At 70.9% G+C, this 17,212-nt stretch carries 16 protein-coding genes; 9 read left to right on the forward strand and 7 right to left on the reverse strand.

The window, feature by feature from the left end; genetic code table 11:
• Nucleotides 1-16 precede the first annotated feature (16 nt).
• The 7 genes from pflA to ACIPPS_RS29340 all read left to right on the forward strand — a co-directional run bounded on the left by pflA (nucleotide 17) and on the right by ACIPPS_RS29340 (nucleotide 6,404).
• Nucleotides 17-904, forward strand: coding sequence for a pyruvate formate-lyase-activating protein (gene pflA / locus ACIPPS_RS29310; RefSeq protein WP_401438111.1), 888 nt, complete (start codon nucleotides 17-19; stop codon nucleotides 902-904).
• A 67-nt stretch (nucleotides 905-971) separates the two neighbouring features.
• Complete coding sequence (locus ACIPPS_RS29315) at nucleotides 972-2,084, forward strand: MFS transporter (protein ID WP_401438114.1); 1,113 nt, start codon at nucleotides 972-974, stop codon at nucleotides 2,082-2,084.
• Entirely contained in the window at nucleotides 2,081-4,399 is a 2,319-nt protein-coding gene (locus tag ACIPPS_RS29320) for a molybdopterin oxidoreductase family protein (RefSeq protein ID WP_401438117.1), read from the forward strand. The genes ACIPPS_RS29315 and ACIPPS_RS29320 overlap by 4 nt, the downstream gene beginning before the upstream one ends.
• An 8-nt stretch (nucleotides 4,400-4,407) precedes the next feature.
• Complete coding sequence (locus tag ACIPPS_RS29325) at nucleotides 4,408-5,007, forward strand: 4Fe-4S dicluster domain-containing protein (protein ID WP_384515446.1); 600 nt, start codon at nucleotides 4,408-4,410, stop codon at nucleotides 5,005-5,007.
• Entirely contained in the window at nucleotides 5,004-5,660 is a 657-nt protein-coding gene (locus ACIPPS_RS29330; RefSeq protein WP_401438120.1) for a Rieske (2Fe-2S) protein, read from the forward strand. Before ACIPPS_RS29325 ends, ACIPPS_RS29330 begins: the two co-directional genes overlap by 4 nt.
• Complete coding sequence (locus ACIPPS_RS29335; RefSeq protein ID WP_401438122.1) at nucleotides 5,657-6,139, forward strand: hypothetical protein; 483 nt, start codon at nucleotides 5,657-5,659, stop codon at nucleotides 6,137-6,139. The genes ACIPPS_RS29330 and ACIPPS_RS29335 overlap by 4 nt, the downstream gene beginning before the upstream one ends.
• Before the next feature lie 43 nt (nucleotides 6,140-6,182).
• Nucleotides 6,183-6,404: a hypothetical protein gene (locus ACIPPS_RS29340; protein ID WP_401438125.1), complete on the forward strand. Its 222-nt coding sequence runs from the start codon at nucleotides 6,183-6,185 to the stop codon at nucleotides 6,402-6,404.
• Nucleotides 6,405-6,423: 19 nt separating this feature from the next.
• On the opposite strand, the gene mscL is transcribed toward ACIPPS_RS29340, so the two are convergent.
• The 6 genes from mscL to ACIPPS_RS29370 form a co-directional block, all read right to left on the reverse strand.
• On the reverse strand, nucleotides 6,424-7,059 hold the full coding sequence (gene mscL, locus ACIPPS_RS29345; protein WP_401438127.1) for a large conductance mechanosensitive channel protein MscL: 636 nt from the start codon (nucleotides 7,057-7,059) through the stop codon (nucleotides 6,424-6,426).
• 111 nt (nucleotides 7,060-7,170) lie between these two features.
• Complete coding sequence (locus ACIPPS_RS29350) at nucleotides 7,171-7,548, reverse strand: hypothetical protein (RefSeq protein WP_401438129.1); 378 nt, start codon at nucleotides 7,546-7,548, stop codon at nucleotides 7,171-7,173.
• A 390-nt stretch (nucleotides 7,549-7,938) separates the two neighbouring features.
• Nucleotides 7,939-8,817, reverse strand: a complete 879-nt coding sequence (locus ACIPPS_RS29355) for an S-methyl-5'-thioadenosine phosphorylase (RefSeq protein WP_401438131.1) — start codon at nucleotides 8,815-8,817, stop codon at nucleotides 7,939-7,941.
• 147 nt (nucleotides 8,818-8,964) lie between these two features.
• Entirely contained in the window at nucleotides 8,965-9,303 is a 339-nt protein-coding gene (locus tag ACIPPS_RS29360; protein WP_401438133.1) for an FmdB family zinc ribbon protein, read from the reverse strand.
• Nucleotides 9,304-9,371: 68 nt separating this feature from the next.
• The gene (locus tag ACIPPS_RS29365) at nucleotides 9,372-10,577 is read right to left on the reverse strand and encodes an MFS transporter (RefSeq protein WP_401438581.1); all 1,206 of its coding nucleotides are present in this window, start codon (nucleotides 10,575-10,577) and stop codon (nucleotides 9,372-9,374) included.
• A gap of 359 nt (nucleotides 10,578-10,936) precedes the next feature.
• Nucleotides 10,937-12,499, reverse strand: a complete 1,563-nt coding sequence (locus tag ACIPPS_RS29370) for a potassium/proton antiporter (protein WP_401438584.1) — start codon at nucleotides 12,497-12,499, stop codon at nucleotides 10,937-10,939.
• Between the two features lie 225 nt (nucleotides 12,500-12,724).
• On the opposite strand from ACIPPS_RS29370, the gene ACIPPS_RS29375 reads away from it, so the two are divergent.
• The gene (locus ACIPPS_RS29375) at nucleotides 12,725-15,457 is read left to right on the forward strand and encodes a penicillin acylase family protein (RefSeq protein ID WP_401438136.1); all 2,733 of its coding nucleotides are present in this window, start codon (nucleotides 12,725-12,727) and stop codon (nucleotides 15,455-15,457) included.
• Nucleotides 15,458-15,472: 15 nt separating this feature from the next.
• On the opposite strand, the gene ACIPPS_RS29380 is transcribed toward ACIPPS_RS29375, so the two are convergent.
• The gene (locus ACIPPS_RS29380) at nucleotides 15,473-16,111 is read right to left on the reverse strand and encodes a 5-formyltetrahydrofolate cyclo-ligase (RefSeq protein ID WP_401438587.1); all 639 of its coding nucleotides are present in this window, start codon (nucleotides 16,109-16,111) and stop codon (nucleotides 15,473-15,475) included.
• Nucleotides 16,112-16,215: 104 nt separating this feature from the next.
• Here ACIPPS_RS29380 and galU point away from each other — a divergent pair, with 104 nt between their 5' ends.
• Entirely contained in the window at nucleotides 16,216-17,118 is a 903-nt protein-coding gene (galU, locus tag ACIPPS_RS29385; RefSeq protein WP_401438139.1) for a UTP--glucose-1-phosphate uridylyltransferase GalU, read from the forward strand.
• The last annotated feature ends 94 nt before the right edge of the window (nucleotides 17,119-17,212 follow it).

Below are 17,212 nucleotides of genomic sequence, written 5' to 3' on the forward strand. Positions count from 1 at the left end.
ACGGAGAGGTCCTGCCATGACCACGACACCGACCACGACACCGACCACGACGACCACGACACCGACCACGGCGCCGACCACGGCGCCGGCCGCGACACCGACCACGGCGCCTGTCACGGCGTGCGGTTCCGCGTCCGGGCCCGCGACGCCCGCCGCCGCCGCGACCCGCCGCACCTCCGAGGGGTCGGTGCACTCGTGGGACCTGTCGACCGGTGTCGACGGCCCCGGCACCCGCTTCGTCACCTTCCTCTCCGGCTGCCCGCTGACCTGTCTCTACTGCCACAACCCCGACACCTGGCGCATGCGCAATGGCACCCGCACCTCCGCCGACGCCGTCATCGCCGAAGCGGAGAAGTACACCCGCTTCATCCAGGCTTCCGGCGGCGGGGCCACCGTCTCCGGCGGCGAACCCCTCCTCCAGCCCGTCTTCGCCGGCGAGCTGCTCCACCGGATGAAGCACGAGCTCGGCTTCCACACCGCGCTCGACACCTCCGGCTTCCTGGGCGCCCGCGCCACCGACGCCCTGCTGCGCGACACCGACCTGATCCTTCTCGACATCAAGTCCTGGGACCCGGACACGTACAAGAAGGTCACCGGCAGGCCGCTGCGGCCGACCCTGGACTTCGCCCGCCGCCTCGCCGACCTCGGCCAGGAGGTCCACGTCCGCTTCGTGCTCGTCCCGGGCCTCACCGACGCCCCCGACAACATCGAGGGAGTCGCCGGCTTCGCCGCCGGCCTGGGCAATGTCTCGCGTGTCGACATCCTCCCCTTCCACAAGCTAGGCGAAGCGAAGTGGCAAGCACTCGCCAAGCCGTTCACCCTCCACGACACCCCCTCCCCGGCCCCGGAGCAGGTCGCCGAGGCCCGGGCCGTCTTCCAGGCCCACGGCCTGAACGCCATCTGAGCGACACGCTCACCCCCTGGCGTCGCAAAACAGGGTGCTCTCGGACATACCGTCCTACCGTGTCCGCGTGACCGAGCCACCCGTGACCGAGCCACCGCACGGCTCCGCGCCCGTCGCCGCGACCTCCCCCGACGTGCGCCGCCAGACCCCCGCCGACGTGCGCCGCCGGGCCGCGCTCGCCGGAACCGCCGTCTCCGCCCTGCTGATCGTCGCGATCGTCCTCGGCAGCCGGCTCCTGCGCGACTTCGACTCGGCGCTCCTTCCCTACGCCGTCGCCACCGTCTTCCTCGCCTTCGGCGTCGCCTACCGCTACACCGTGTGGATCTCCGCCCCCGGTGCCCGCCGCCTCTTCAAGCAGGGCTGGCGCTCCTTCTTCTCGGTCGCCAACTTCCGCAAGGCGCCCACCGCGCTGCCGAAGATGATCGCCACCTACCTCGGCTTCCAGAAGTTCCTCGGTGCCCGATCGCACGCCCGCTGGGCGGCCCACCAGCTGATCTTCTGGGGGTGCGTCCTGGCCGCGCTGATCACCTTCCCGCTCACCTGGGGCTGGTTCACCTTCACCTCGTCCACCGGGTCCGGTCCCGGCTACGAGATGCGGATCTGGGGCCTGAAGGTCCTCGGCTTCGACTCCCTGGACATCGTCGGCTGGCTCATGTTCCACGGCCTCGACATCGCCGCCGTCCTCGTCATCCCCGGCGCCTCGTACTTCCTGTGGCGGCGGATGAAGGACCGCGGGGCCATCACCGGCCAGCGGTTCGCCTACGACCTGGTGCCGCTGATCGCCCTCATCGTGATCTCCGTGACCGGGCTCCTGCTCACCTTCTCGTCGATCTTCCTGCACGGCGGCGGTTACGAGTTCCTGGCGATCCTGCACATGGTGTCGGTAGTCTTCACGCTCATCTACATCCCGTTCGGGAAGTTCTTCCACATCGTGCAGCGGCCCGCCGCCGTCGGCATGCAGCTCTTCAAGTACACCTCCCGCCGCGGCAACGGTGAGGAGGTCCTCGCCTGCCGTCGCTGCCAGGAGCCCATCGACACCGCCCCCTACGTCGAGAACCTCCAGGGCACCATGCGCGACCTCGACCTCGGCTTCACCGAAGGCCCCGAGTACTGCCCCCGCTGCAAGCGCGTCATGCGTGGCAACGCCTACCTGACCCACGTCAAGAAGGGCTTCAAGTGACCCAGCAGCACGTGGGCCGGCGCGACCCCCTCCCGCTCGACCCCTCGATCGCCCCGCCCGGCACCCGCGCCTTCCGTGACGCCGGCGGCATCCCCGCCGACCGGTGGCACGCCGACCAGAACGGCGAGACGCTCGTCCCCACCCACTGCTGCTTCTGTGGCGTCCAGTGCGGCATGTACCTGCGGGTCGACCGCGCGGGCAAGGTCTTCGGTGTCGAACCCCGCAACCACGACATCAACCGGATGCGGCTCTGCCCCAAGGGCATCAACGCCTACCAGCAGGTCAACCATCCCGACCGGCTCACCGCCCCGCTCATGCGCCGCAACCGCGACGAGGAGTTCCGCGAGGCGAGCTGGGAGGAGGCGCTCGACTTCACCGTCGCCGAGATCCGCCGCATCCAGGACGAGTACGGCAACGACTCCTTCGGCCTGCTCGGCGGAGCCAGTCTCTACTCCGAGAAGACGTACCTCGTCGGCAAGTTCGCCCGCGTCGCCCTGCGGTCCCGGCACGTCGACTACAACGGGCGGCTGTGCATGGTCTCCGCCGCCGGGGCCAACAAGCTGGCCTTCGGCATCGACCGGGCCGGCAACCCGTTCTCCGACATCCTCCTCACCGACTGCCTGCTCATCGCCGGCTCCAACGTCGGCGAGTGCTTCCCCGTGATGACCCAGTACCTGTGGGGAGCCCGGGACCGCGGCGCCACCCTGATCGTCGTCGACCCCCGTGAGACGGCCATCGCCCGCACCGCCGACCTCCACGTCGCCCTCAAGCCCGGCACCGACGCCGCGTTCTTCAACGCCGTCCTGCACGTGGTCGTCGCCGAGGGCCTCACCGACGAGGCCTATCTCGCCGCCCACACCACCGGCTGGGACGAGGTCAGGCGGACCGTGGAGCACTGGCCGCCCTCCCGCGCGGCCGAGATCTGCGGCGTGCCCGAGGACCAGATCGTGCGCACCGCCCGGATGTTCGCCGGCGCCGGCAAGGCCATGGCCTGGCACGCGCGCGGCGTCGAGCACCACTCCCAGGGCGTCGAGAACTGCCTGACGATCATCAATCTGTGCACCGCCACCGGGAACATCGGCAAGCCCGGCGCCGGCTACGGCACCATCACCGGCCAGGGCAACGGTCAGGGCGGCCGGGAGCACGGCCAGAAGTCCGACCTGCTGCCCGGCGGCCGCTCGATCACCAACCCCGAGCACCGCCGCCAGATCTGCGAGATCTGGGGCATCGACGAGTCCGAACTCCCGCCCGCCGGAACCTCCATGATGGAGATGGTCTGGCAGATGCAGCGCGAGGAGATCCGCGGCCTGATCGGCATCTGCAACAACCCCTTCGTCTCCCTGCCCCACTACGCGACCGTCAAGGACGGCTACGACGCCCTCCAGTTCCACGCCCAGTTCGACTTCTTCCTCTCCGAGACCGCGGCCAACGCGCACGTCGTCTTCCCCGTCACCGTCTGGGCCGAGGACGAGGGGGTGATGGCGAACGCGGAGGCCCGGGTCGTCAAGCACAACAAGGCCCAGGAACCACCCGCCGGGGTCCGCACCGACACCTGGGTGATCTGCGAACTGGCCAAGCGCCTCGGCGCCGGGGACAAGTTCGACTTCCCCGACTCCCGCTCCGTCTTCGAGGAGCTCCGCGTCGCCTCCGCCGGCACGGTCAACGACTACTACGGCATCACCTACGAGCGGCTGGAGGAGACCGGCGGCATCGCCTGGCCCTGCCCCAGCACCGACCATCCGGGCACCCCCCGCCTCTTCGAGGACGGCAGGACCTACCACCCGGACGGCAGGATCCATCTGCAGGTCGTCGAATGGCACCCGCCCATGGACCCGTACAGCGAGGAGTACCCCCTCTCGCTCACCACCGGCCGCACCGTCGCCCACTTCCTCTCCGGCAACCAGACCCGCCGCCTGGGCGCCCTCGTCGAACAGACCCCCCGCCCCTGGGTCGAGGTCCACCCCTCCCACGGCTTCCGCAACGGCGAACCGGTCCGCGTCGTCACCCGCCGGGGCAGCGAGGTCTTCCCCGCCCTGGTCACCGAGGCGATCCGGCCCGACACCGTCTTCGTGCCCTACCACTGGCCGGTCCCCACCGCCGCCAACGCCCTCACCATCGACGCCCTCGACCCCCGCTCCAAGATCCCGGAGTACAAGGTCTGCGCGGCCCGCATCGAGGCCGCCGAGCGGATCGACGAGGTGCCCGAACCCCCGACCGCCCCCGGGCAGCACGCCTACCCGGAGACCCAGGTCTCCCGCACCGACCCCCTGCCACCCACGGCCCCCCAGGGCCGTGGCACCGCGGAGAGGAGCTGACGCCGCTCATGATGGGCCGCACGATCTTCATCGACCCCGGGCGCTGCATCGGCTGCCAGGCGTGTGTCTCGGCCTGCCGCGAGTGCGACTCGCACCGCGGCAAGTCGATGATCCACCTCGACTACCCCGACGAGGGCCACTCCGTCGCCTCCCTCCCGACCGTCTGCATGCACTGCGAGGACCCGGTCGCCCCCTGCGCCGAGGTCTGCCCCGCCGACGCGATCCTCGTCACCGCCGACGGCGTGGTGCAGCAGGCCGACACCACCCGCTGCATCGGCTGCGCCAACTGCGTCAACGCCTGCCCCTTCGGAGTCCCGAAGATCGACCTCCAGGCGAAGCTGCAGATGAAGTGCAACCTCTGCTACGACCGCACCGCCTACGGCCTCGCCCCGATGTGCGCGACCGTCTGCCCCACCGGCGCCCTCTTCTACGGCACCCTCGAAGAGCTCCAGGCCGAGCGGCCCGGCGTCCAGGTCGCCGACTCCTTCACCTTCGGCACGACCACCGTCTCCACCGGGGTGGCCATGGTCGTGCCCGCCGACAAGGTGCAGTGGCCGGTCCCCGGCGGGCTGCCCGTCGTGGAGATCAACGGGGTGGATGTCCGATGAGCGTCACCGAACAGCCTCCCGCCGACGGCGCGGGCGGGGCCGACGCCGCCCAGGAGGCGCTGCACGACCGCATCGCCGCCGACTCGCTCACCACCCGGCGCGACTACCTGCGGATCGTCGCCACCGTCTCCGGCGGCCTCGCCGTCGGCGGCATCGGCGTCGGCGCCGGCATCCTGCACCGCCACGGCGACGCCGACGGCACACCCGAGCCGAAGAGGATCGCCGACCAGCTGCCGCCCGGCGAGTCCCTGGCCTTCCGCTACCCCGAGCAGGAGGACCGGGCGGTCGCCGTCCGCCTGGAGGACGGCACCCTCGCCGGCTACTCGGCCGTCTGCACCCACCTCGCCTGCGCCGTCCTCTGGCGCAAGGACCGCGGCACCGAGGGCGAGCTGTACTGCCCCTGCCACGAAGGGGTCTTCGACGCCCGTACGGGAGAGGTGACCGCGGGCCCACCGCCCCGGGCGCTGCCCAAGGTTCTCCTGGTGGAGGAGGCCGACGGGAGCGTCTGGGCCGTCGGCACGACCCGCTCCGGCGAGAGCGTCCAGGAAGGCCTGTGCCGCCAGCTCGGCGAGGACCGGCCCGACCTGGCCGAGCGCCTCGGCTGCCCGGGGGCCTCGGCACGGGGAGCCGTCACGAGGAGCGAACGCACATGAGCGACGCCCCCTTCCCCCGGGACCCGGAGGCCCCCGACGGCTCCCCGGCCACCCCGGACCGCCCGTCCGCCACCCCGGACCTTGGCGCCGGTCCCAGCGGCGGCCCCGGCGCCGCCCCGGGCGGATATCCACCGTCGCCCGTCTACACCCCCGGGAGCGCCCAGCCCCGCCTGAACCGCCCCGTGCGGGAGCGCTACCCGCAGATCCGCCCCACCAGCGGCTACGGCGACCCCCGGGTCCGCCACACCGGTCCCGGCCCCGGCGCCGGTACGGAGCAGGAGCCCGAGCGCTCCTCGAAGCTGAGCGCGCGCCTGGCCCTGGCGCTCACGGTCGTCATCGGCCAGCTGTGGGGGCTGACGATCGTGGTCGACGAGTGGATGAGGGGCGACACCGGTACGGCCTGGTGGGGCGCCGGCTTCCTCGTCCTGTCGTTCCTCGTGGTGCTGGGCCTGTGGCTGCTCGACCCGAAGGACCGCTGATCGGGTCGGGTTCACGGCCGGTTTCCCGGCGTACCCTGGAGAGATGAGCACCGCCCCCGCCCACGGTCCGCGAGACGCGAAGCAGCCCGGCAGCCAGTCCATCCCCGAGAACACCACGAAGCCGAAGCTGATCTTCGACGATCCACTGGACCAGCAGTCCGCGGACGATACGGACCGCGGGTGGGGCGAGCGGCCTCCCGGCGGTGGTGACAGCGCCGCCGATCTCGCGCGCTTCCTCGAAGAGAAGCCGCCGCACCACCTCTGACGCCGGTGCCCGTCGCCGGCTAGGGGGTGGGGTGTGTCCCCGTACCGGAACCGGGACCCGTGCCCGGTCCGAAACCAGACCCCGCGCCCGGACCCGACCCCGTGCCCGGACCCGACCCCGCGCCCGGCCCCGCCCCCGTGCCCGGACCCGACCCCGCGCCCGGCCCCGCCCCCGTGCCCGACCCCGAACCCGGTCCCGTGTCCGGGCCGCGCTGGGCGACGAGCGCGTCGCGGATCTCCTTGAGGACCTCCAGCTCGCTGATCTCCAGCGTCTCCTGGACACCTTCCTTCGCCTTGTCGTGGGCCGCCCGCCTGGCCAGGTACTTCGCCATGGGCAGCACCATCAGGAAGTAGACGACGGCGGCGGTGATCAGGAAGCTGAGGACCGCGCTGAGCACCAGACCCCACTGGAGCTCGATGCCGTCCATCTCCCCGTTCGCGCCGACCGTGCACGGGTCCTTGATGCAGGTCTTGTAGCTCTCCAGGTCCTGGGTGCCGAAGGCGCCGACCACCGGGTTGATGATGCCCTTCACCACGGCGTTCACGATGTTGGTGAACGCGGCGCCGATGACGACCGCGACCGCCAGATCGATCACATTGCCGCGCATGAGGAAGGCCTTGAAGCCTGCCATCACGCTTTCCTTCTTCGGGCTCACCCGGATGCCTTTCGTCGCGCGTGCGGTTAGCGGAGCCATTAGGCCGCGATTGACGCAGATGCGTCCAATCCGTACACACGGAACGGTTACTTGACAGCCAATCCGTGCGAATCAGCACAGCGTCACCGCCAGTTGGGAGGTGACACCCGCGCCGGCCAGAGCCGTCGCCGTCGAGCGTGGAACGGACAGGACGACGAGTGCTCCGCCGTCCGGACGAGTCTCACCCGTGCGCGGAACGTCGGCCACCCGGGCGGCCGTAGCGACCACGCGGGCCTCACCGGCCCCGCCCACCGGCGAGTTGGGCGCGGCGATCACATCGACCTGGTCGCCGGGCCGCAGCAGCCGTACGGTCGCCGCGTCGGCGATCCGCACGGGCGCCGACACCAGCCGCACCGCAGGCGCGGGGCGTTGCTCCCGTACCCCCGCGCCGGGCGGCGGACCCGCGGAGACCTCGCCCGCGCCCGCCACCGCCAGCGCGGCCGCGCTCATCACGAGGACCGCCGCCGGAGCCCGCCCCCTGCGTCGCACCGCCCGCCGCCACCGCTGCCGCCCGCCGCGCACCCGCAGCGGCTCGAACGGCGGGACCCCGAGCGTCGCGGGAACGGGCGAGCAGTCGAGAGAGGAGGAAAAGGAGAAAGAGGGAGTGGAAGAGGAAGAGGGAGAGGGAGAGGGAGAGGGAGAGGAGGGAGAACCGTAGGAGGGAGAGGGAGAGGAAGGAGAACCGTAGGAGGTCGGGAAGGGAGAGGTCGTCATCGTGGACACCGCCTGTCTGGAGTCGAGCCGAGTGGTTCGCTCCACCCTCCCGGCTCCGCCAGAATCCCGCTCCGGCCTGTGGACCGCCCGCCCCTTGTGGACAACTCCCTCACCCCCCAGGGGGATTCACGGCAGCGTGATCCCCAGGTCCCAGCCGTCGTGCGCGTGCGTGCACAGGCAGTCCCGGTCGGCCGTGTCCGGCAGCGCGCCCACCGCGTCGAAGAGCACCTCCCGCAGCCGCCCCACGTTCTCGCCGAACACCCGCAGGACCTCGGTGTGCGAGACGCCCTCGCCCGTCTCCGCCCCCGCATCCAGGTCCGTGACGAGCGCGAGCGAGGTGTAGCAGAGCCCCATCTCACGGGCGAGGACCGCCTCCGGGTGCCCGGTCATGCCGACGACCGACCAGCCCGCCGCGGCGTGCCAGCGCGACTCCGCGCGCGTGGAGAACCGAGGTCCCTCGATGACGACCATGGTGCCGCCGTCCACCGGATCCCAGCCCTTCCCCCGGGCCGCCTTCACCGCCACCCGCCGCCCGTCGGGGCAGTACGGGTCGGCGAAGGTGGTGTGCACGACGTTCGGCACGGCCCCGCCCCAGGCCTCCGGGAGCGGCTCCCCGTCGAAGTACGTCTGCACGCGCGTCTTCGTACGGTCGACCAGCTGGTCCGGTACGACGAGGGTGCCGGGCCCGTACTCCTCGCGCAGTCCGCCCACGGCGCACGGCCCGAGCACCTGCCGCACACCCACCGAGCGCAGCGCCCACAGGTTGGCGCGGTAGTTGATCCGGTGCGGCGGCAGGGTGTGGCCCCGGCCGTGCCGGGGCAGGAACGCGACCCTCCGCCCGGCGACCTCGCCGAGGAAGAGCGCGTCGCTCGGGCTGCCGTACGGGGTGTCGACGGCCACCTCCGTCACGTCCTCCAGGAAGGAGTAGAAGCCCGATCCGCCGATCACGCCGATGTCCGCGAACGCGTGGGTCTCGTCAGTCGTGGGGGTCGCCTTGGAAGCCATGGCGGTCACATTAACGGCCCCCCAAACGCCGGAAGCCCTACCGCGCTCAGCGGTAGGGCTTCCGTAAGAACTTCGATCAGGCGGCCAGGCGATCAGGTGCCGTGGCCCGGCACGCCGATCAGGTGCCTCGATGCCTCGATGCCTCGATCAGGCGGCCGAGCTGGAGCTCGACGTGCTCGACGACGAGCCGGACGACGAGGACGTGCTCGACGAAGCGGCCGGCTTGGAGTCCGAGGAGGACGACGAAGCGGTCGAGGACGTGGAAGAGCCCGTGGCGGGCTTCGACGCGGGCGAACTGCTGGACGACGAGCCGCGGCTGTCGTTCCGGTAGAAGCCGGAACCCTTGAAGACGATGCCGACCGCCGAGAACACCTTCTTCAGGCGTCCCTTGCAGCTCGGGCACTCGGTCAGCGCGTCATCGGTGAACTTCTGCACCGCCTCGAGGCCCTCGCCGCACTCGGTGCACTGGTACTGGTAGGTCGGCACTTGTCTTCCTCCTGGCACTCACACTCATCGAGTGCTAACGACGATCCATAGTGACGTATTCCGCCGGATCAGTCCACCGTCACCGGCACTCGGTGACCGATACCACGTGCCGCGACGCGCCCCGGAGCCCGGGGGGTCAGCCGCGAGCGCAGCGCCAGGAGCGTGGCCAGCGCGAGCGCCGTGCCCACCAGCGGCACCAGGAATCCGGTGCTCGCGCCGTGCTCGTCGGCGAGTCGGCCGGCGACCGTCACGGCCGCGGCCTGCCCCAGCGCCACGGCGCCGGTGAGCCACGTGAACGCCTCGGTCCGCGCGGAGGCCGGGACCAGGGTCTCGACGATGGTGTAGCCGGTGATCAGGGCCGGCGCGATGCACAGGCCCACGATCAGACCGAGGCCGCCGAGCAGCAGCACCGAGTGTGCGGACCAGAGCAGCGAGGCGGCCACGGTGAGTCCCGCGTACCCCAGGATCAGGCGCCTGCGCGGGCCGATCTTCCAGGCGATGGCGCCGCACGCGATGCCCGCGAGCATGTTGCCCGCGGCGAAGATCCCGTAGAGCAGTCCGTTGGCGCCGGGGTTGCCGATCTCCTCGCTGAACGCGGTCAGCGAGACCTGCATGCCGCCGAAGACCGAGCCGATGCCCAGGAAGGCGACGGCCAGGACGCGGACGCCGGGGATGGAGAGCGCGGAGGCGTGCGGCTGGGCGGAGGCCGCCGCGACGAGCCCGTGGGCGGGCTGGGTGCTCCGCTGTGCGGCGAAGAACAGGCCGCCGAAGAGGGTCAGCGCGGCCTCGGCGATCAGGCCGGCCGCCGGGTGCACGCCGGTGCAGAGCGCGGTGGCCAGGACCGGACCGACGACGAAGGTGAACTCGTCGGTGACGGACTCGAAGGCCGCGGCCGTCGGCATCAGCGGGGAGTTCTCCAGTTTCGCGGCCCAGCGGGCGCGGACCATCGGCCCGACCTGCGGGACGGAGGCACCGGCCGGTACGGCCGCGAGGAAGAGGGCCCACATCGGGGCGTCCGCGAGCGCGAGCACCACGAGCAGGGAGACGGCGGCCGAGTGGATCAGCACGCCGGGGACCAGGACGGCGCGCTGGCCGAAGCGGTCGGCGAGCTTGCCGCTCTGCGGGGCGAAGAGCGCCATCGAGACACCGGTGGCGGCGGCGACCATACCGGCGCTGCCGTACGAGCCGGTGGTGTGCTGGACGAGGAGCACGATGCCGATCGTCAGCATCGCGAAGGGCTGCCGGGCGGCGAAGCCGGGCAGCAGGAAGGACAGGGCTCCGGGGGTACGAAGGAGCTGTCCGTATCCGGCGCGCTTGCGGGTCTTGCCCTGCTCGCCGCCGTCGCCGGTGGGCGTCTCAAGCGCGTCAGAAGTGACCGTGGACACCACGGTCCTTGCCTTTCTGCCGCCTGGTAGCGCGCCCCTGCACGGGTGATGCGGGCGCTGCCGAGAGCTGTCCTCTTGCGCGGAACTGCGGTAGATACCGGGCCCATGCGGAGGGCTTCACGGCCGCCATACGGTCGCGCCAGCTCTGCGTCAGGCAGAGTTGGTTCGATCAAGTGTGCCTTCATGCTACAGGGAAGGGCGTCTTCCCGCCTGGGAAAACGCCCACTCTGGCGAATCTATGCCTGTGATTAACCGGACGTTCGCTTGGTGAAGGGCAGATGCGGCCAGTGCGTGGGCCCCTTCGGCTCCGAGACGGCCGTCGAACCGCCCGTGCCCAGCCAGCCCGCCAGCTTTCCGCCCTGCCCGACGGCCCGCAGCCGCCGCTCGGTGGCGTCCCGCACCGGATCGGTCGCGACGACGAGGAGCTCGTCCCCGCGCCGCAGCACGGTCGCGGGGCCCGGCACGAAGCTCTTCTCCTCGCGTACGACCAGGGTGACCGCGGCTCCGGGCGGCAGGCGCAGCTCCGCGACCTCCACGCCGTGCATCTTCGAGCCCTCCGGGATCGCGACGGACAGCAGGTGGCCGCGTAGCCGCTCCAGCGGGGCGGACTCGACGCCCAGGTCGGCGGCGCCCGAGGAGTCGCCCAGCTTCAGCGCCCTGGCCAGCCAGGGCAGGGTCGGGCCCTGGACCAGGGTGTAGACGACGACGAGCACGAAGACGATGTTGAAGACGCGTTCGCTGCCCTCGATCCCGGACACCATCGGGATCGTGGCCAGGATGATGGGGACGGCTCCGCGCAGACCGGCCCAGGACATCAGGGCCTGTTCCTGCCAGGGGACGCGGAACGGCAGCAGGCTGACGAAGACCTCCATGGGCCGGGCGACCATCGTCAGGACCAGGCCGATGATCACCGCGGGCCAGAAGTCGTCGACCAGCTTGGACGGCGTCACCAGCAGGCCGAGCAGGACGAACATGCCGATCTGGGCGATCCAGCCGAGCCCCTCGGCGAAGCCGCGGTTGGCCGGCGCGTGCGGCAGCTTGGCGTTGCCGAGGACCATCGCTGCCAGATAGACGGCGAGGAAGCCGGAGCCGTGGGCCAGGGCGCCCGCCGCGTACGCGACGACCGCGATGGCCATGACGGCGATCGGGTAGAGGCCGGAGGCGGGCAGGGCGACGTGGCGCAGGCCGAAGGAGCCGAGGAAGCCGACGCCGAGGCCGACGGCGGCCCCGATGGCCAGCTCCATGGCGATCGTGCCGACCAGGACGTACCAGCTGTCGACCGGTCCGACGGTGGAGAAGGCGACGACGAGGATGACGACCGGGGCGTCGTTGAAGCCGGACTCCGCTTCCAGGACACCGGTCACCCGGGCGGGCAGCGGGACCTTGCGCAGGACGGAGAAGACGGCGGCGGCGTCGGTGGAGGAGACGACCGCGCCGATGATCAGCGCCTGCCGCCAGTCGAGCCCGACCAGGTAGTGGGCGGCGGCCGCCGTGATGCCCACGCTCACCGCGACGCCGACGGTCGACAGCACGACCGCCGCGGGCAACGCGGGTTTGATCTCCTTCCACTTGGTGCCCAGGCCACCCTCGGCCAGGATCACCACCAGTGCGGCATAGCCGATCACCTGGGTCAGTTCGGCGTTGTCGAAGGCGACGTTGCCGATCCCGTCCTGCCCTATCGCGATCCCGATCCCCAGGTACAGGAGCAGGCTGGGAAGCCCGCTCCGGGACGAGATCCGCACCGCCGCGACAGCGATGAGCAGCACGAGCGAGCAGATGAGCAGGAGTTCATTGAGCTGGTGGACAGTCAGTGGCCCGATCCTTCCCCTCACGTGCGGCCGGATCGTTCCTCCAGCAGCCGGTACTTTCGTTACCTTACCTAATCTTTAACGTTTCCTTGACGCCCTCCTTGCGCCTCTTCGATCGCCAGTGCGATCTTGGGCGGCCTCCTTGGGACACCGCGTCCGAGCCGCCGGGACGCTGCGCCTAAGGTTGCTCCCGTACTCCAGGACCACCCTGCCCCTCGAAGGACAGCGATGCCCTCCAACACGACCGCGCCCCCCGCCAAGAAGAAGGGGCGGCGTGCCCGCCTGCTCGTCCTCGTCCTGGTGCTCGCACTGGTCGCGGGCATCGGATACGGCGGGTACTGGGGCGTCAGCACCGTCCGCGGCTCGTTTCCGCAGACGACGGGCGAGATCCGGCTCGACAGCCTCTCCGGCGAGGTCGAGGTCAAGCGGGACGCCTACGGGGTGCCGCAGATCTACGCCGACACCGAGGCGGACCTCTTCCGCGCGCAGGGCTTCGTCCAGGCACAGGACCGCTTCTACGAGATGGACGTGCGCCGTCACATGACGGCCGGCCGCCTCTCCGAGATGTTCGGTAAGAGCCAGATCGACACCGACGCCTTCCTGCGCACCCTGGGTTGGCGCCAGGTCGCGCAGCAGGAGTACGACAAGGTGCTGTCGGCGGAGACGAAGAAGAACCTCCAGGCCTATGCCGAGGGCGTCAACGCCTACCTCAAGGGCAAGGACGCGTCCGACGTCTCCGTCGAGTACGCGGCGCTCGCCTTCACGGGCGACTACGCGATCGAGCCCTGGACGCCCGTCGACTCGGTGGCCTGGCTCAAGGCGATGGCCTGGGACCTGCGCGGCAACATGCAGGACGAGATCGACCGCTCCCTGATGACGAGCCGGCTGAGCCCGGCGCAGATCAAGCAGCTCTACCCGGCGTACCCGTACGACCTGCACCAGCCGATCGTGCAGAACGGCGCGGTCGACGAGGAGACGGGGAAGTTCGACCCGAAGGCGAAGCCGTCGCAGGACGGTGACGACGGCGACGGCAGCGGCTCGGGCTCCGGCAGTGCGCTGGAGGGCGCGCAGAGCCAGCTCAGCGCGGTCTCCGAGGCGCTCGACGAGATCCCCGCCCTGCTCGGCCAGAACGGCAACGGCATCGGCTCGAACTCCTGGGTCGTCTCCGGGCGGTACACGACCTCCGGCAAGCCGCTGCTCGCCAACGACCCGCACCTCGCGCCGATGCTGCCGTCCCTCTGGTACCAGATGGGGCTGCACTGCCGCTCGGTGTCGGCCACCTGCCGCTACGACGTCGCCGGCTACACCTTCTCCGGTACGCCCGGCGTCATCATCGGCCACAACGACACCGTCGCCTGGGGCCTCACCAACCTGGGCGCCGACGTCAGCGACCTGTACCTGGAGAAGGTCTCGGACGCGGGCTACGTGGTGGACGGCAAGGTCAAGCCGTTCACGACCCGCGAGGAGACCATCAAGGTCGCGGGCGGCGGGGACCGGAAGATCACGATCCGGCAGACCGAGCACGGCCCCCTGGTCTCCGACCGCTCCTCCGAGCTGGAGAAGGTCGGCCAGAAGGCCCCCGTCGGCAACGCCGCCCCGGACCGGGGCACCGGTTACGCCGTCTCGCTCCAGTGGACCGCCCTCCAGCCCGGCCGGTCCATGGACGCGATCTTCCAGCTCAACCGCGCCAAGAACTTCACGGACTTCCGGGCCGCGGCCAAGAACTTCGAGGTCCCGTCCCAGAACCTGATCTACGCCGACGCGGAGAACATCGGCTACCAGGCGCCCGGCAAGATCCCGCAGCGCGCCAAGGGCGACGGCACCGTCCCGGCGCCGGGCTGGGACTCCTCGTACAAGTGGAAGGGCTACATCCCGTACGACGAGCTGCCGTACGAGCTGAACCCCGACCGCGGCTACATCGTCACCGCGAACCAGGCCGTCGTCGACAAGGCGAAGTACCCCTACCTCCTGACGCAGGACTGGGGCTACGGCTCCCGAAGCCAGCGGATCAACGACCTCATCGAGTCGAAGACCAGGGACGGCGGGAAGATCTCGCCCGACGACATGCGGACCATGCAGATGGACAACCGCAGCGAGATCGCGACCCTGCTCAACCCGCTCCTGCTGAAGATCGACATCTCGGATCCGTACGTCCGTGAGGCGCAGAAGCTCCTGGAGGGCTGGGACTACACCCAGGAACCCGACTCGGCCGCCGCCGCGTACTTCAACGCGGTCTGGCGCAACGTCCTCAAGCTCGCCTTCGGCGACAAGCTGCCCAAGGAGCTGCGGGCCGAGGGCGACTGCATCAGCGTCCGCCCGGCGGACCTCACCGGCCTCCCCGTCGACGAGCAGAACAAGCGCGTCCGGGAGTGCGGCGAGCGCGACGGGGACACGGCGCAGCCGGACGGCGGCGACCGCTGGTACGAGGTGGTCCGTCCGCTGCTCAAGCAGGAGAACAGCGAATGGTGGAAGACCGAGGCCAACCGCACGGACCAGGCCACCGAGACGCGTGACCAGCTGCTGGCCCGCGCCATGGAGGACGCCCGCTGGGAGCTGACCGCCAAGCTCGGCAAGGACGTCTCCACCTGGACCTGGGGCCGGCTGCACCAGTTGACGCTGGAGAACCAGACCCTCGGCACGGCGGGTCCCGGCTTCGTCCAGTCCCTGCTCAACCGCGGCCCGTGGAACCTGGGCGGCGGCGAGGCGGCGGTCAACGCGACCGGCTGGAACGCGGCCGGCGGGTACGGCGTCGTCTGGGTCCCGTCGATGCGGATGGTCGTGAACGTCGGCGACTGGGACCGGTCCCGCTGGATCAACCTGTCGGGCGCCTCAGGGCACGCGTACCACCCCAACTACACCGACCAGACCGACAAGTGGGTCGAGGGCGAACTGCTCGACTGGTCCTTCGGCAAGGCGGCGGTCGACGCCGCGACGAAGGACACGCTGGTCCTGAAGCCGTAGCGGCCCGGGGCTCTCCTACGGGACGAAACGGATGACCCCCTCCGGGGTCACCACCGCGTGCACGGGGTGGTCGTGCGGTTCCTCCGGGACCCGGGCGACCACCTCGTTCGCGTACAGCAGGACGACGAGCGCCGGATCCGCGCCCGCCCGGGCCAGCCGGGCGAGGACGCGGTCGTACGAGCCGCCGCCCCGCCCGAGCCGCATCCCGCGCTCGTCGACCGCGAGGCCGGGCAGCAGGACCACGTCCGCCGCGCACACCGCCTCGGGGCCGAGGCGCGGACCGGTCGGTTCCAGCAAGCCCCGGCCGGCCTTCGCCAGACCGTCGGCGCCCTCGTACGCGGCCCAGTCCAGGTCGTTGTCGGGCAGCAGGACCGGCAGCAGGACGCGCACCCCCCGCGCACGCAGAACGTCGAGCAACGCGCGCGTGCCCGGCTCGCGGCCGACGGACACATAGGCGGCGACGGTCCGGGACGCGGCGCCGGCACCTGCCCTGGTGTCGGCGTCGGTCCCGGTCGGCTCGGCGAGCTCCGCCAGCTCCCACGCACCCCGTGCGAGCAGGGCGGCCGCCGATTCGACATCATGGCTGGTCAGCTGGGCGCGGGCGGCCAGGAGGTGGCGGCGCAAGGACGCCTTTTCGGGCATGTCGGCCGTCATCGAGGCATCACGTCGCTTCACTAACCTCTCGTAACTGTCTTTATGCACAGGAAGTTAATCGGAGCCCCATCTTCCTCTCATTCCGAACGGCTATGGTGCTCCGCATGACTCAGTCGCCCCCCAGGATCAGCAAGGCTGTCATCCCGGCCGCCGGTCTCGGCACGCGCTTCCTCCCGGCCACCAAGGCCACCCCCAAGGAGATGCTGCCGGTCGTCGACAAGCCCGCGATCCAGTACGTCGTCGAGGAGGCCGTCGCGGCCGGACTCTCGGACGTACTCATGATCACCGGTCGGAACAAGCGTCCCCTGGAGGACCACTTCGACCGGAATTACGAGCTGGAGGAGGCGCTGGCCCGCAAGGGCGACGAGGAACGGCTCTCCAAGGTGCAGGAGTCGAGCGACCTCGCGACCATGCACTACGTGCGCCAGGGTGCCCCGCGCGGCCTCGGCCACGCCGTGCTCTGCGCGGCCCCGCACGTCGGCGACCAGCCCTTCGCGGTGCTGCTCGGCGACGACCTGATCGACCCGCGCGACCCGCTGCTCTCCCGGATGGTGGACGTCCAGGAGCGGGAGGGCGGCAGCGTGATCGCGCTCATGGAGGTCGAGCCCTCCCAGATCCACCTCTACGGCTGCGCGGCGGTGGAGGGGACGATCGACTCCGACGTGGTGAAGGTGACGGACCTCGTCGAGAAGCCGGACGTGGACGAGGCGCCGAGCAACTACGCGATCATCGGCCGCTATGTACTGGATCCGGCCATCTTCGGGATACTGCGGGAGACCGCGCCCGGCCGTGGCAACGAGATCCAACTGACCGACGCCCTGCAGAAACTCGCCAAGGACGAGCGGATCGGCGGCCCGGTCCATGGTGTGGTCTTCAAGGGCCGGCGCTATGACACCGGTGACCGCGGGGACTATCTGCGTGCCATTGTCAGACTGGCGTGCGAACGTGAAGACCTGGGGCCGGACTTCCGGACCTGGCTCCGCAAGTACGTCAGCGAGGAGATGTAGCACCGTGAGCAGCAGCACCCAGGGGTCCGGCGACGCGTCCGCCGAAGTGTCCGGCGAGACGTCGGCCGAAGTGTCCGGCGAGACGTCCGCCGCC

The organism is Streptomyces sp. NPDC090127, assembly GCF_044746945.1.
Lineage (GTDB): Bacteria > Actinomycetota > Actinomycetes > Streptomycetales > Streptomycetaceae > Streptomyces.